General features: G+C 63.6%; 9 protein-coding genes and 2 pseudogenes. 5 read left to right on the top strand and 6 right to left on the bottom strand.

What is annotated here, in order from left to right:
- Positions 1–10 precede the first annotated feature (10 nt).
- Positions 11–2,764 carry a glycine--tRNA ligase subunit beta gene (locus tag NKJ15_RS07525; RefSeq protein ID WP_352814709.1) on the bottom strand — a complete coding sequence of 918 codons (2,754 nt, stop codon included), beginning with the start codon at positions 2,762–2,764 and terminating at the stop codon, positions 11–13.
- A gap of 261 nt (positions 2,765–3,025) precedes the next feature.
- On the opposite strand from NKJ15_RS07525, the gene NKJ15_RS07520 reads away from it, so the two are divergent.
- Positions 3,026–3,199, top strand: coding sequence for a hypothetical protein (locus NKJ15_RS07520; protein ID WP_352681131.1), 174 nt, complete (start codon positions 3,026–3,028; stop codon positions 3,197–3,199).
- Here NKJ15_RS07520 and NKJ15_RS07515 read toward each other — a convergent pair.
- The 3 genes and pseudogenes from NKJ15_RS07515 to NKJ15_RS07505 form a co-directional block, all read right to left on the bottom strand.
- Positions 3,196–3,378 (bottom strand): annotated as a pseudogene (locus tag NKJ15_RS07515) (glycine--tRNA ligase subunit alpha); the annotation flags it as partial. The gene NKJ15_RS07520 and the pseudogene NKJ15_RS07515 sit on opposite strands and share 4 nt — an antisense overlap.
- A gap of 141 nt (positions 3,379–3,519) precedes the next feature.
- Positions 3,520–4,233, bottom strand: a pseudogene (locus tag NKJ15_RS07510) (glycine--tRNA ligase subunit alpha); the annotation flags it as partial.
- Positions 4,234–4,501: 268 nt separating this feature from the next.
- Positions 4,502–6,277, bottom strand: coding sequence for a tetratricopeptide repeat protein (locus NKJ15_RS07505; RefSeq protein ID WP_352681217.1), 1,776 nt, complete (start codon positions 6,275–6,277; stop codon positions 4,502–4,504).
- 322 nt (positions 6,278–6,599) lie between these two features.
- On the opposite strand from NKJ15_RS07505, the gene NKJ15_RS07500 reads away from it, so the two are divergent.
- The 3 genes from NKJ15_RS07500 to NKJ15_RS07490 all read left to right on the top strand — a co-directional run bounded on the left by NKJ15_RS07500 (position 6,600) and on the right by NKJ15_RS07490 (position 9,810).
- Positions 6,600–7,694, top strand: coding sequence for a helix-turn-helix transcriptional regulator (locus NKJ15_RS07500; protein WP_352768796.1), 1,095 nt, complete (start codon positions 6,600–6,602; stop codon positions 7,692–7,694).
- A 123-nt stretch (positions 7,695–7,817) separates the two neighbouring features.
- Positions 7,818–9,167 carry a YadA-like family protein gene (locus NKJ15_RS07495; protein ID WP_352681127.1) on the top strand — a complete coding sequence of 450 codons (1,350 nt, stop codon included), beginning with the start codon at positions 7,818–7,820 and terminating at the stop codon, positions 9,165–9,167.
- 10 nt (positions 9,168–9,177) lie between these two features.
- Positions 9,178–9,810 carry a hypothetical protein gene (locus NKJ15_RS07490; RefSeq protein ID WP_352681126.1) on the top strand — a complete coding sequence of 211 codons (633 nt, stop codon included), beginning with the start codon at positions 9,178–9,180 and terminating at the stop codon, positions 9,808–9,810.
- An 18-nt stretch (positions 9,811–9,828) separates the two neighbouring features.
- On the opposite strand, the gene NKJ15_RS07485 is transcribed toward NKJ15_RS07490, so the two are convergent.
- Positions 9,829–10,434, bottom strand: coding sequence for a TetR/AcrR family transcriptional regulator (locus tag NKJ15_RS07485; RefSeq protein ID WP_352681124.1), 606 nt, complete (start codon positions 10,432–10,434; stop codon positions 9,829–9,831).
- 104 nt (positions 10,435–10,538) lie between these two features.
- Here NKJ15_RS07485 and NKJ15_RS07480 point away from each other — a divergent pair, with 104 nt between their 5' ends.
- A complete protein-coding gene (locus NKJ15_RS07480; RefSeq protein ID WP_352681122.1) occupies positions 10,539–11,972 on the top strand; it encodes an MFS transporter in 1,434 nt (477 codons plus the stop codon).
- Between the two features lie 37 nt (positions 11,973–12,009).
- Here the strand turns inward: NKJ15_RS07480 and NKJ15_RS07475 are convergent, their stop codons facing one another.
- Positions 12,010–13,026: a polyprenyl synthetase family protein gene (locus NKJ15_RS07475; RefSeq protein WP_352540118.1), complete on the bottom strand. Its 1,017-nt coding sequence runs from the start codon at positions 13,024–13,026 to the stop codon at positions 12,010–12,012.
- Between the last annotated feature and the right edge of the window lie 81 nt (positions 13,027–13,107).

The following is a 13,107-nucleotide window of genomic DNA, read 5'->3' as shown; positions in this document are numbered from 1 at the left end:
TTCCCGGACGTCAGCCGGCTATCTTGGAGAAATCCGCGACCCGGTCGGTCGCCGCGCGGATGCGGACGAGCAATGCCAGGCGATTGGCACGCACGGCCTGGTCCTCATCGTTTACCAGGACTTTCTCAAAGAATGAATCAACCGGCTCGCGCAACACGCTAAGCGCCAGCATGGCGGCGGAAAAGTCTTCGTTTTGAATTGCTTCGCGGGCTTGCCTCTCGGCCTGATTGACCGCGGCGTACAAGGCTTTCTCCGCGTCCTCCCGGAACAGCGCCGGCGAAACGCTGCTTGCGATCGCCGTCGCCTTCTTCTCTTCGGCAGCCACGATGTTGGCAGCGCGCTTGGTGCCGGCAAGCAGGTTCCTGCCGTCCTCGCTGTCGAGGAAGGAGCCAAGCGCTTCGACGCGGCGGACGATTTGCAGGAGGTCGTCGTTGGACGATTGGCCGATCTCCCCCCTAGAGGGGGAGATGCCCGGCAGGGCAGAGGGGGGCGCGACAGAATGAGAGGCCGGCGGGACAGCGCCCCCCTCTGTCGGCTTCGCCGACATCTCCCCCTCCAGGGGGGAGATTGGGCGCGAACCCGCCGCCAGAACCGCGTCGATCAGATCATGCCGCGCGCCCTGGTCGCGGAGATAGACCTTGAGGCGATCGTGGAAAAAGGACAGGAGGTCGGCTTCTGCAGCATTAAATCTGTTTGCCCATTCTATCAGGAATGCCTTGTCTTCAGCTAAGATGGCTGCGACCTGATCAAACTTCCAATCTCCTGCGGAGGACATCGGAAGCATGCGACCGAGTTCGATAAATTTCTCAAATATTGGCCGGTACTTCTGATCAACGATCTGCCAGAAAACTCGAAGCCATGCTTTGTGCCAATCCTGCTCAAGGCGCAATCGAACCCCGTTCTCGACCAACATCCTGATCACCCCCAGCGCCGCCCGTCTCAGCGCATAGGGGTCCTTCGATCCGGTCGGCTTTTCATCAATCGCCCAGAAGCCGACCAGCGTATCGAGCTTGTCGGCAACCGCCACGGCCACCGACACCGGATCGGTCGGCACGCGGTCGGACGGGCCCTGCGGCTTGTAGTGTTCCTCGATCGCCGCGGCGACGGAAGGATGCTCGCCCTGCAGCAGCGCGTATTTGCGGCCCATGGCGCCTTGCAGTTCCGGGAACTCGCCAACCACTTCGGTGGTGAGGTCGGCCTTGGCGAGGACGGCAGCGCGGCGCGCCAGCGCGGTAATCTCCCCCCTCGAGGGGGAGATGTCACCGAAGGCGACAGAGGGGGTCGGCACGTCCTGACGCGACGCCCTATCGCGAACAGAGGATGCCGGCGCTTCACGCGAGGCGACCCCCTCTGGCCTGCCGGCCATCTCCCCCTCAAGGGGGGAGATCGACTGCGCCACGAGCGGCGCCAATTCCTCAGCCAATCGCTTGATCCGCTCCACCCGCTCGCCTTGCGTGCCGAGCTTGGCATGAAACGTTACATTGAGGTGGTCGAGGCGGGCCATGCGCTGGTCGAGCGGTTTTTCTAGATCAAGCCCGAACTTTTCCGCCGATGCCTGCAGCTGGTCGAGATCCGGCAGGTCGCCCTGGTCGGTCTTCCAGAAATAGAGCGCGTCGGACAGGCGCGCGCGCACCACCTTGCCATTGCCATGGGCGATCTCCTTGCCGCCATCCTTGGCCTCGATATTGGCGGTCAGGATGAAGCGGTTGGAGAGCGGCGATTGGCTGATCTCCCCCCTTGAGGGGGAGATGGCCGGCAGGCCAGAGGGGGTCGGCACGACCTGACGCGACTCCCTATCGCGGACAGGGGATGCCGCCGATCCACGCGAGGCGACCCCCTCTGTCGCCTTCGGCGACATCTCCCCCTCGAGGGGGGAGATTTGGCGCGTCGTCACAAAACACTTCTGGTTGGCGCGGATGGTGAGCCTGATTACCTCGGCCGGAATGGCGAGAAAATCCTGCTCGAATTCGCCCATCAGCACGACAGGCCATTCGACCAGGCCCGACACTTCCTCCAGCAGCCCCTCGTCCTCGACGAGGTCGAGCCCGCTGGCGAAGGCGAGGTTCCTGGCATCGGCAAGGATGATCTCCTTGCGCCTGTCGGCATCGAGCACGACCTTGGCCGCCTCAAGCCTGGCGACATAATCGTCGAAGCGGCGCACCGTGATGGCGCCAGGCGCATGGAAACGGTGGCCGTAGGTGATATTGCCTGAGCGGATGCCGTCGATCTCGAAATCGACGACCACCGGCTCCTCGGTTTCGGGGCCGAAGGTGCACAGGATCGATTGCAGCGGCCGCACCCAGCGCAGCGAGCCGGGCTTGGCCGAAGCCGGGCCCCAGCGCATCGATTTCGGCCAGGGGAAGTTGCGGATGATGCCCGGCACCAGCTCGGCGATGATCTGCTCCGCCGGCCTGCCCGGCCTGGAAATATGGGCGACGTAGAAGTCGCCCTTCTTCGGATCGGAATGAACATGCGCCTCGGCAATCGAGGCGAGGCCGGCCTTGCGCAGAAAACCCTGCACCGCCGGCTCGGGCGCCTTGGTCGAGGGCCCCTTGATCTCCTCGCTGATGTCCTTCGAGCGGGCGGTCAGGCCGCGAATGTCGAGCGTCAACCGGCGCGGCGTCCAATATTCGCGCGCCGCCTCGTAGGTCAGCCCGGCGTCGACCAGCCCGTCGGTCAAAAGCTTCCTGAGATCGCCGGCAGCCTTGCGCTGCATGCGGGCGGGAATCTCTTCCGAACGGAGTTCTAAAAGCAGGTCGGGCATCGAAGGAACTCATGGACAAAAATAGCCGCCGCTTCGCGGCGACCTCCCCCATCGAGGGGGAGGTAAGCGGGGGCATAGCAACTCGGCTGGCCGCTGTCACCCTTCCCCGCTCGATCGGGACATCTAACGGCGATTTCCGAAAAATTCAGCCGCCTGTCGGACACGCGCCGGTCCGCCCGTCCTTGGATCAAAGATTTCCCTGAACCGAACGCAGCGCTGAAGCGACCAACGCTCAGGCAGAGAGCTATTGGCTGACCGACCATGAGAACGGCATCGACATTCCTGCAGATCCTCGCGCTCAGCGCCTGTTTTACAGCGCAGGTGCACGGCACGTTCTCGATGCCCGGCGTCAGGCAAGCGCTGCGGACAATAGCCGGTGCAAGCGGCCAAGGCACGTTGCCAATCAGCACTCCTGCCGAATTCGCCTTGAGCTAGGCCGCCAGCCCGCCCGCCTGCGTCAGCAGAAACGCCTCGCCGCAGGCTTTGGCCAGATTGCGCACCCGCAAAATATAACTCTGGCGCTCGGTGACCGAAATCACGCCGCGTGCGTCGAGCAGATTGAAGACGTGGCTGGCCTTGATGCACTGGTCGTAGGCTGGGAAGACCATGCGGTGGTATCCCTCCGCCTTGAGGGGACCAGACAAAGTCTGGCCGGGAGGGGTCGCCCGCGCAGTGCTCGACGCCTGACCTGCAGTGCCTTCCGAGGCGACCCTCTCTGCCCGCTTCGCGGGCATCTCCCCCTCAAGGGGGGAGACAGGCGCGCCGGCTTGTAGCAGCGCCTTGCACTCGGCTTCGGCGTCCTCGAAATGCCTGAGCAGCATTGCGGTGTTGGCAAATTCGAAATTATGGCGCGAATATTCCTGCTCGGCCTGCAGGAAGACGTCGCCATAGGTCACCTTGTCGGCGCCTTCGCGGCCGTTGAAGTTGAGGTCGTAGACATTGTCGACGCCCTGCACATACATGGCCAGCCGTTCCAGCCCGTAAGTGAGCTCGCCCGCCACCGGGGCGCATTCGATGCCGCAGACCTGCTGGAAATAGGTGAACTGCGAGACCTCCATGCCGTCGCACCAGCACTCCCAGCCCAGCCCCCAGGCGCCCAGCGTCGGGCTTTCCCAGTCGTCCTCGACGAAGCGGATGTCATGCAGCAGCGGATCGATGCCGATCGCGGCCAGCGAGCCGAGGTAAAGCTCCTGCAGATTGGGCGGATTGGGCTTCAGGATCACCTGGTATTGGTAATAGTGCTGCAGCCGGTTCGGGTTCTCGCCATAGCGGCCGTCCTTGGGGCGGCGCGAGGGCTGGACATAGGCCGCGTTCCAGCGTTTTGGGCCGAGCGCGCGCAATGTCGTTGCCGGATGGAATGTGCCGGCGCCGACTTCCATGTCGTAAGGCTGGAGGACGACGCAGCCATAGTCCGCCCAATAATTATGCAACGTCAGGATCAGCCCCTGGAACGAGCGGCTGGGGTGCATGTGGGCAGGAATGGTCACGGCGGCCTCGGCGGGAAAGGCGGGATGCCGGCACGTCCTAGATGCCTGGCCAGCAAGCGTCAAGGCAGAGGGGGTCAGGCCTTTGAAGGTGTTCCCTTCTCCCCTTGTGGGAGAAGGTGGCCGAGCGAAGCTCGGTCGGATGAGGGGGTGTTCCAGCTTGGCACCGACGGCAATCCGTCCGACACCCCTCAACCGTCTCGGCGCTGCGCGCCGATCCACCTTCTCCCACAAGGGGAGAAGGAAAGAAGGGTCACCCCTTAGGGGCGGGCGCCGGCAAGGGCTTTACGTTCGGGGTTTCCTGCGCCGTGTTGGATTCGATCGGCGGCAGGCCTTTCATCAGCTTTTGCTGCAAGGCGGCAAGCACATCCGGGTCCGGCTTCAGGTCGCGCGCCTGGTTCCACTGGAAGGTGGCTTCCAGCTTGCGGCCGACGCGCCAGTAAGCGTCGCCGAGGTGATCGTTGAGCACCGGATCCTCCGGCTTCAACGAAACGGCGCGTTCCATTTCGCGCACTGCATCGTCGAACTGGCCAAGGCGGTAATAGGCCCAGCCCAGCGAATCGACGATGTAGCCGTCGCTCGGCCTCAGGTCGACGGCCTTCTGGATCATCGCGAGGCCTTCCTTGAGGTTCATGTTCTTGTCGACCCAGGAATAGCCGAGATAGTTCAGAACCTGCGGCTGGTCGGGGTAGAGCTCCAGCGCCTTGCGGAAATTCGGCTCGGCCTTCGGCCATTCCTTCAGCCGCTCATAGGCGATGCCGCGCTGGTAGAAAATGTTCCAGTTGGCGGCGGTCGGCGTCTTCAGCACCTCGACCGCCTTGTCGTAAAGATTGGCGGCGGAGCGGAAATCGTCCTTCGAGGAATAGACGCCGCCGAGCGCCAGGTAGGCGCGCATGTCGTCTGGATGCGCATCGACGATGGCCTTGAGGTGAGCGATCGCCTCGTCGTTGCGGTCGAGATCGGCAAGGTTGAGGCCAAGCTGCAGGTCCGAAAGCTGCTTCAGCGGCGAGCCGGCGGGAATGCGGCGATAGAGCGCGATGGCGCCCTCGCCGTCTTTCAACTGCTCGGCAACGGCGGCAAGCTGAACGAGCGCCGCGTCGTTGTCGGGCCGCAGCGCCAGGGCATATTGCAGATAAAGCCGCACGAACGGCTCGCCGCCGCCGCGGTTGAGCGCGGTGGCGAGATCGAGCAGGATTTCCGAGGCGCCGTCCGACGGACCGGCAACGAAGGGCTCGATCTTTTCGCCCTTGTTGATCTTGTCGCGAAGGGCCGCAATCTCGACCTTGCCGGGCGCAAACGCCTCGGCCTTGTCGAGCACCGACAGCGCCTTGGCCTTGTCGCCTTTGCGGGCGAGGAAAGAGGCGTAGGCCTGCGCGTTGCGCATCCATGTTTCGGGGGCCGCACCGCCGGCGGCCGTGTCCTGCACGGTGGCGGTGTAGAGCGCATCCGCCCTGTCGGGCAGGCCGGAGGCGTCGGCAATCAAGGCGCGGTGGAAGGACTTGAACAGGCTGAACCAGTCGGGGCCTTGCAGCTTGTCGATGGAAGCCATGGCCTCGCCGGCGTCACCCGCACCCTGCTTGGCCCAGCCGGTCATGACGCCGGAGATCAGCCGGTCGAGATCGGACTCGAGCGACAGCTTGAGCCAGTATTCGGCCTTGGAGAAATCCTTCTTGTGGAAGGAATCGATGGCCAGCGCCAGGCGCGAGAAGCGCTCGACATCGGGAACCGCCTTGAGCTTGTCGGCATAGACCAGGGATTCGTCGAAGCGCCCCTGCGCGATCAGCGACAGCATCAGGCTCTGCTGCAGTCCCTTATCGTTCGGATCGAACGCAAGCGCCTGCTTGTAATAGGAAATGGCGCTGTCGAGGTCGTTGTCGCCGTCGGCAATCCTGGCGGCGAGATAGGCCCCCGAGAAGGATGTGATCCTGACCGGCTCGGCGGTCTGTTTGGCATGCGCCGGCAAAGCCGAGATCGCCATGCCCGTCGCGATTGCCAGCCCCGTCAGCCAGCGCGCATATCCTTGCCGCATCATATCCCTTTCAGCCAAACGCCATCTCCGCGTCAGCGGGATCGCCGTAGACTCGATTTTTACAGGTAAAGCATGGCCTTTTTGGGGTCGTGCTTCAACCCGGCCCGAATTCACAATCGGGTCAAGCAATTAATAAACCATGCCGAAAGGGCCTGAACTGCGACTCTTGACCGCGTGGCGTCCGCTTTGGCGGTGCCTGCGCGGTGCTATTTCCCGACGCCGTAAGCGATCCCTAAGCGCCAGCGGTTGAAAGCTTCCGCCATGCAACTTTGCGTGGCAGGATGAGATTTCAATTCTTGCTTCGCCAGCCATGGGGGCGCCGATGCTGGAAGTGCCGCGCGACGAAGAAGCCTTCGCCATCGTCGATCGTATCTACGAAGCAGCGTTCGCCGCCGAGCAGTGGCCGGGAGCGTTAGAAGCGACCAGTGCGATCACGCGCTCGGCAAGCGGCTCGATTTTCATGATCAGCGATCATTCCCCGCTTCGCGCCATCGGCGAGGCGCAGGCCGAGCCCTTGATCGACGCTTTCATGGCAGATTGGAAATTTTCCGAGAGCGTGCAGCGCATGTGCAGCACCCAGCCGGCAAGCTTTGTGCGGGTCGACGACTTCATGACCGGCGATGAGATCGAGCGGGACCCGATCTACGCATGGGCAAGAAATTTCGGCGTCGGATCGCCCGTCTGCACGTCGATTCCCATGCCGAGCGGAGAGCTGGTGCTGTTCGTCTTCCAGCGCTGGCTGAAGGACGGCAAGTACGATCAAGCGGCGATCGACCTGCTGAACGGACTGCGTCCGCATCTGGCGCGGGCCGGCCTTGTTGCCGCGCGTCTTGGCATGGAACGCGCCAGGACCGCCGCATCGGCGCTGGGCGAAATCGGACTGCCGGCCGCTGTCATGAGCGGATCAGGCCGTGTGCTGACGGTCAACCGCCTGCTGGAAGATATGAAGGACGTGTTCATCCCCCAGGCCGGCGGCGGCATGGTGCTTGCGGACCTATCTGCAAACGCGCTTTTCCAGCAAGCCATCATGCACAACGACGACCATCGCGTTGTGCGGTCCATCCCTGTCCCAGCCGTTGAGGGGCGGCCTGCGCTGATCGTTCACCTTTTGCCGTTGCGCCGTGCCGCACATGACATCTTTTCGGGCGCGGATATCCTTGTCGCGGCAACTGCCGTCAGCATCAGCGCGACGGTGCCGTCGCCCGATATCCTTTCGGGCCTGTTCGACTTGACGCCGGCGGAAGCCCGGCTCGCCGTCGTGCTTGCCTCAGGCCGTTCCGTACAGGAAGCCGCCCTCGAAATCGGTATCGCCGTCAAATCGGCCCGTACTTATCTCGAGCGAATTTTTCGGAAAACCGGAACCAGTCGCCAAAGCCAGTTCGTGGCGCTGCTGACGAGCGCGCGGCCGTTTTCGTGATTTCGGTCAGTCAACCGGCCCGACGTTGCAAGATTGCAACAGCCAGGACTGAAAACGCTGCAAGAACAGGGGGAATGCCGCGAAGTGTAGGCATTTGCCGACTGTCCGGCCGTTGCCGGCTTCATGCATGGTCCATCTCATCGGGGGCTTTGCGATCGGCCGGCGCCGTTCTGGAAAGAAGGGGATAATTCGATGAAGAGCCGTGTTGTAGAAGGCTTTGAGTGGTCGGCTGCATTGGGGGCTGCCGGCATCCTGATGTCGTCCCGCGTGCCGGTTCGCGGGGCCGGAGCTTTGGTGATAGCCGCGGCAGCCGGCCTGGTGGCCCTCGCGCCGACTCCGGCGGCTGCGTTTGTGTGTGAAGATATAAATTATGGCGCAGATGGCGCCGGGGCTTCGCCCACCGGTATGGCATGCGGAACTATCGCCCAAGCTGCGGGCGGATCCTCGACGGCGGTCGGCGGTAGAGCCGTTTCTGATGGAGACCTCAGTACCGCTCTTGGCGATGATGCGTGGGCCGGGGGAATCTCGGGTCCCATCAACCATAACAATGCAAGCACGACGGCTATCGGCGCCCGTGCTCAGGCTGGTGCGGGAGGCCCTAACCAGGCCAACGCTACCGCTCTTGGCGCCTCGGCCAAGGCGAATGCGGTGAATGCCACCGCCCTCGGCACCGGTGCGACGGCCAATTTTGCCGATTCAGTCGCCGTAGGCCAAGGTGTGACCACGACACGCGCCAATCAGGTGGCTATCGGCAACAGCAGCGCCACCTACACTCTGTCGGGCATCAACAGCGCAGCCAGCAGGGAGGCCCAGAGCGGACCGAAATACCTGGTGACGTCCGACGCCGCGGGCAATCTGGCGACCGCTTCCGTGAACATCGACGAACTCGAAGGACTGGCCGACGACGTTGCAGCCCATACCACCCAGATCGCCTCGCTCAACACCACGGTAAGCAGCCACACGATGCAGCTTGCCGATCACGAGACGCGCATTGTCAACAACACCAACCAGATCAACGCGCTCAACACGACGGTCGGCAATCATACGATCCAGCTTGCCGATCACGAGGCGCGTATCACCAACAATACCAACACGCTCAACCTGCACACCGCGCAGATTTTCAGCCTCGACAGTCGCACCACGATCAACGAGGCTAACATCGCCCTGCTCGACGGCCGCGTCAGCGCGCTGGAGGGCGGGTTGCAGAACCTTGGCGAGCAGGTCAGCGAAAACCGCTCGGAAGCCCGCGCCGGAACGGCGCTTGCGCTGGCGACGGCGGGATTGCGTTACGACGACAGGCCCGGCAAATTGTCGCTGGCCGGCGGCTTTGGCCATTTCAAGGGCCAGTCGGGCCTGGCGCTCGGCCTTGGCTATAGCACGAGCCTGGATTTCCGCCTCAACGCCGCCGTGTCGGCCTCCACCAACCGTGGCGATGTCGGCGTCAGCGTCGGCGCATCGTGGACACTCAACTGATGCAGCGGGCATGACCTCAATCTTGCCGGGATCGGTGCGGCCGACGGGCAGAATGTTGCTGGCCGCCTTGGTGCTGACGGCAGCCGTTCCGCAGCTTGTCCAGCCTGCCCTGGCGCAAACGTCGAAAATCCAGAAATCGGCCAAGCCCCAGGCGCCGAAGCCGGCCAATATCGACCGCAACGGCGTGCTGATCCTGGTGCGCGGCTCGCTGCTGGCGCTCGACCATGCCAACAAGACGGGGAATTACACGGTGCTGCGCGATCTCGGCGCGCCGGGCTTCCAGACCAACAATGCGGCCAAGCTTGCCGAGATCTTCGCCAGCCACCGCAATGACGGCTTCGACCTCGGCGGCGTCGCGGTGCTGGAGCCGCAATTGACGCTGCTGCCGCAGATCGAGTCCAACGGCATGTTGCATATGGCCGGTTTCTTTCCCTCGGTGCCGATGCAGGTCAATTTCGAGCTGTTGTTTGCGCCGGTCGAACGGCAATGGAAGGTGTTCGGCATCTCGGTCGCGCTCAGCAAGGCCGGCCCCGAAGCGCCGGCGACGGAGCCGCAACCGCCAAAGCCTGTCGCCACCGAAATACCCGACCCGCCGACGCCGGCGGTCAATCCCAGAAGGGCCGCCGAACAAGCCGGCAAGTGAGCATCACGGCCCTGAAACTCAGGACGTTTGCGAAAGGCTTGCGTCAAGCGCCTGCATGGCGACGGTGACAAGATCGTGCAGCCGCTTTTTCGGCACGCCGTCGCGTGCCTGCACCGAAAGGCCGTGCAGCAGCGTGGCGTAATAATCCCCCAACGTCTCGGCGTCGGTGTCCGGCTTCAATTCGCCATCGCGCACCGCCTGCTTCAACCGCTCGATGATCGATGCGGTACGCGCCAGCCGATGCTCCACCAGCCATTGCAGCACGGCGTCATTTTCGACGGCGCAATTGGTCGCGGCCGTCACCACCATGCAGCCCTGCGGCCGCCCGGGCCGCGTATAGATTTCGACGGCGTCGCGAAGCATGCGCTCGATGACGCGCCGGACATTTGGTTCTTCCTGCAGTGCGCGTGTGGCGAAGCCGCCCTCATTGGCCTCGTAAAGTGCCACCGCTTCGCGAAACAGATCCTCCTTCGAGCCGAAGGCGGCATAGATGCGCGCCGATGCGAGACCAAGCGCCGATACGAGATCGGCCATCGAGGTGCCCTCGTAGCCGCGTCTCCAGAAAGCGTCGCGGGCTTTCTCCAGCGCCTGGTCGCGGTCGAACTCCCTTGGCCTTCCCGCCATGGCGGTCTCCAATTTTTGTCGATCAACAAATAATCCGCTTGACTTCGGATTGCAAATCTCAATTCTTTGTCGATCATTAAATAATTGTCGACAAGGAGACCGGCATGAGTTCACTGGATCAAGGCGCGCCGCTCGGGGCGATAACGCAGGGAGCAAGCAGGGCGAAACATGGCGCAACGCTGGCGCTGCTCGCCTTCGCGCAGCTCATCATCTCGCTCGACCTCAACATAGTCTTCGTGGCGTTGCCGAAGATCGGCACCGGCCTCGGATTTTCAGGCCAGACCCTGCAGTGGGTGGTCAGCGCCTACACCGTCTTCACCGGCGGCTTCCTGCTGTTCGGCGGCCGGGCCGCCGACCTGATCGGCCAGCGCCGCGTCTTCATCTTCGCGCTCTGGCTCTACGCGCTCTCATCTCTGGTCGGCGGCCTCGCCTGGTCGCCGGAAATCATCATCGCGGCCCGCGCCGTACAAGGCATCGGCGCCGCGTTCCTGTTTCCTGCGACGTTGTCGCTGATCAACCGCCTGTTCGCCGAGGGACCGGAACGCAACCGGGCGCTCGCCGTCTGGGGCGGCGCGGGCGCCAGCGGCCTGACGCTCGGTTCGCTTGCCGGCGGGTTTCTGACCAGCGCCTTCGGCTGGCCGTCGGTCTTCTACGTCAACGTGCTGTTGGCCGGGATCGCCATCATCGCGGCTTTCGCCATCATCCCGCGCGATCGCAAGCGGCACGAGCAGCGCAGCTTCGATCTGCCGGGCGCGCTGACCGTCACCGCCGGCGCGACGCTGCTTGTCTTCACCCTGGTTCAGGGGCCCGAATATGGCTGGGGCTCTGGCGCAATCATCGCCAGCGCAGCACTGGCGGCATTCTTCCTGATCGCCTTCACCGTGATCGAGGCCAACAGCGCCGACCCGCTGATGCCGCCGCGCCTGTTCCACAACCGCAGCCTCGTCGCCGGCATGACGATAACCTTCCTCTACATGGGCACTTTCGGCGCGCTGCCCTACTTCCTCACCGTGCTGCTGCAGAACGTGCACGGCTTCACTGCCTTGCAGACGGGCCTCGCCTTTCTCGTGCCGTCGGTCGCCATCGCCACCGGCACGCAACTCGGCGAGCGTCTGGCAACGCACTTTTCGACGCGCCGAACCCTGGTCGGCGGCATGATCGTCGGCGCGGTCGGCACAGCATTGATGGTATCAGGCGCGACTGCCGACAGCAGCTATCTGCCCCTCGTACCCGGCCTGATCGTCTCCGGCGTCGGACAAGGCATCGTCTGGACCGCAATGTGGATTGCCGCCGGTTCCGGCGTTGCCCATGACCAGCAAGGCGTCGCCTCGGGGATGGCTTCGACGACGCTCAATGTCGGCAACGCCATCGGCATGGCCGTGCTGATTGCGATTGCGAACAGCCAAATCGGCGAATTGTCCGGCGATGCGTTGAAAATTGCCGTCGCCGACGGCATCCAGGTTGCCTTCCGGCTCGCGGCGGCGGGCATCGTCGTCAGTTTGCTGGCAGCAATAGTGCTTCCGGCAAAGGCTCGATGAGAGCAGGCGGCGTCCCGGCCTCGCGCCGCGACGCCTGTCAATTCACCCGGCTGATGCAGAAATCGATGACGTCGATCAGTGCAGACTTCTGCGGCGTCGCCTCGAGCGGCGCCAGCGCGTCGCGGGCTATCTCGCCGAAATGGCGGGCGCGCCCGATGGTGTCGGCAATCGCCCCGTGGCGGAGCATCAGGCCGATGGCCTTTTCCAGCCCGGCATCGTCGGCGGCATTGTCCTCGATGGCGCGTTTCCAGAAGCTGCGCTCGGCCTTGGTGCCGCGCCGATAGGCGAGGATCACCGGCAGCGTCACCTTGCCCTCGCGGAAATCGTCGCCGACATTCTTGCCGAGATCCTTGCTGGTGCCGCCGTAATCCAGCGCGTCATCGATCAGCTGGAAGGCAAGGCCGAGATTCATGCCGTAGGAGCGAAGTGCCGCGCGATCATTGCGCGTCGCCTGGGCGATGACCGGGCCGACCTCGGCGGCAGCCGAGAACAGCGCCGCGGTCTTGGCCTTGATCACCGCGAAATGTTCGTCCTCGGTGGTCTCGAGGTTTTTGGCGGCGGCAAGCTGCATCACCTCGCCTTCGGCGATGATCGAAGCAGCGCTCGACAGGATATCGAGCGCTTCCAGCGAGCCGACATCGACCATCATCCGGAACGCCTGGCCGAGCAGGAAATCGCCGACCAGAACACTGGCCTGGTTGCCCCAGATCATACGCGCCGTCTTCTTGCCGCGCCGCATGCCGCTTTCGTCGACGACGTCGTCGTGGAGAAGTGTCGCGGTATGCATGAATTCGACCGATGTGGCGAGCTTGACATGGCCGTCGCCGGAATAGCCGAACATCTGGGCGGCGGCGAGCGTCAGCATCGGCCGCAGCCGTTTGCCGCCGGACGAGATCAGATGGTTGGCAATCTCCGGGATCATCTCGACATCGGAGCCGGCCTTCGACAGGATCAATTTGTTGACGCGCCCCATGTCGGCCGCGGTCAGGTCGATGAGGTCCTTTATCGAGGCGGCTTCGCGCTTCCCGTTTTCAATGTTGAGAACGACACCCACGGCAAAACTCCCAACCTCGATATGCACGACGGCAACATGGTCCCTGGACAGACTCTAGGGTGTCACCCACTGCTGCGGCAA

This window comes from Mesorhizobium sp. M0207, assembly GCF_040321995.1.
Taxonomy (GTDB): domain Bacteria; phylum Pseudomonadota; class Alphaproteobacteria; order Rhizobiales; family Rhizobiaceae; genus Mesorhizobium.
This window is presented reverse-complemented; position numbering and strand designations above follow the sequence as displayed.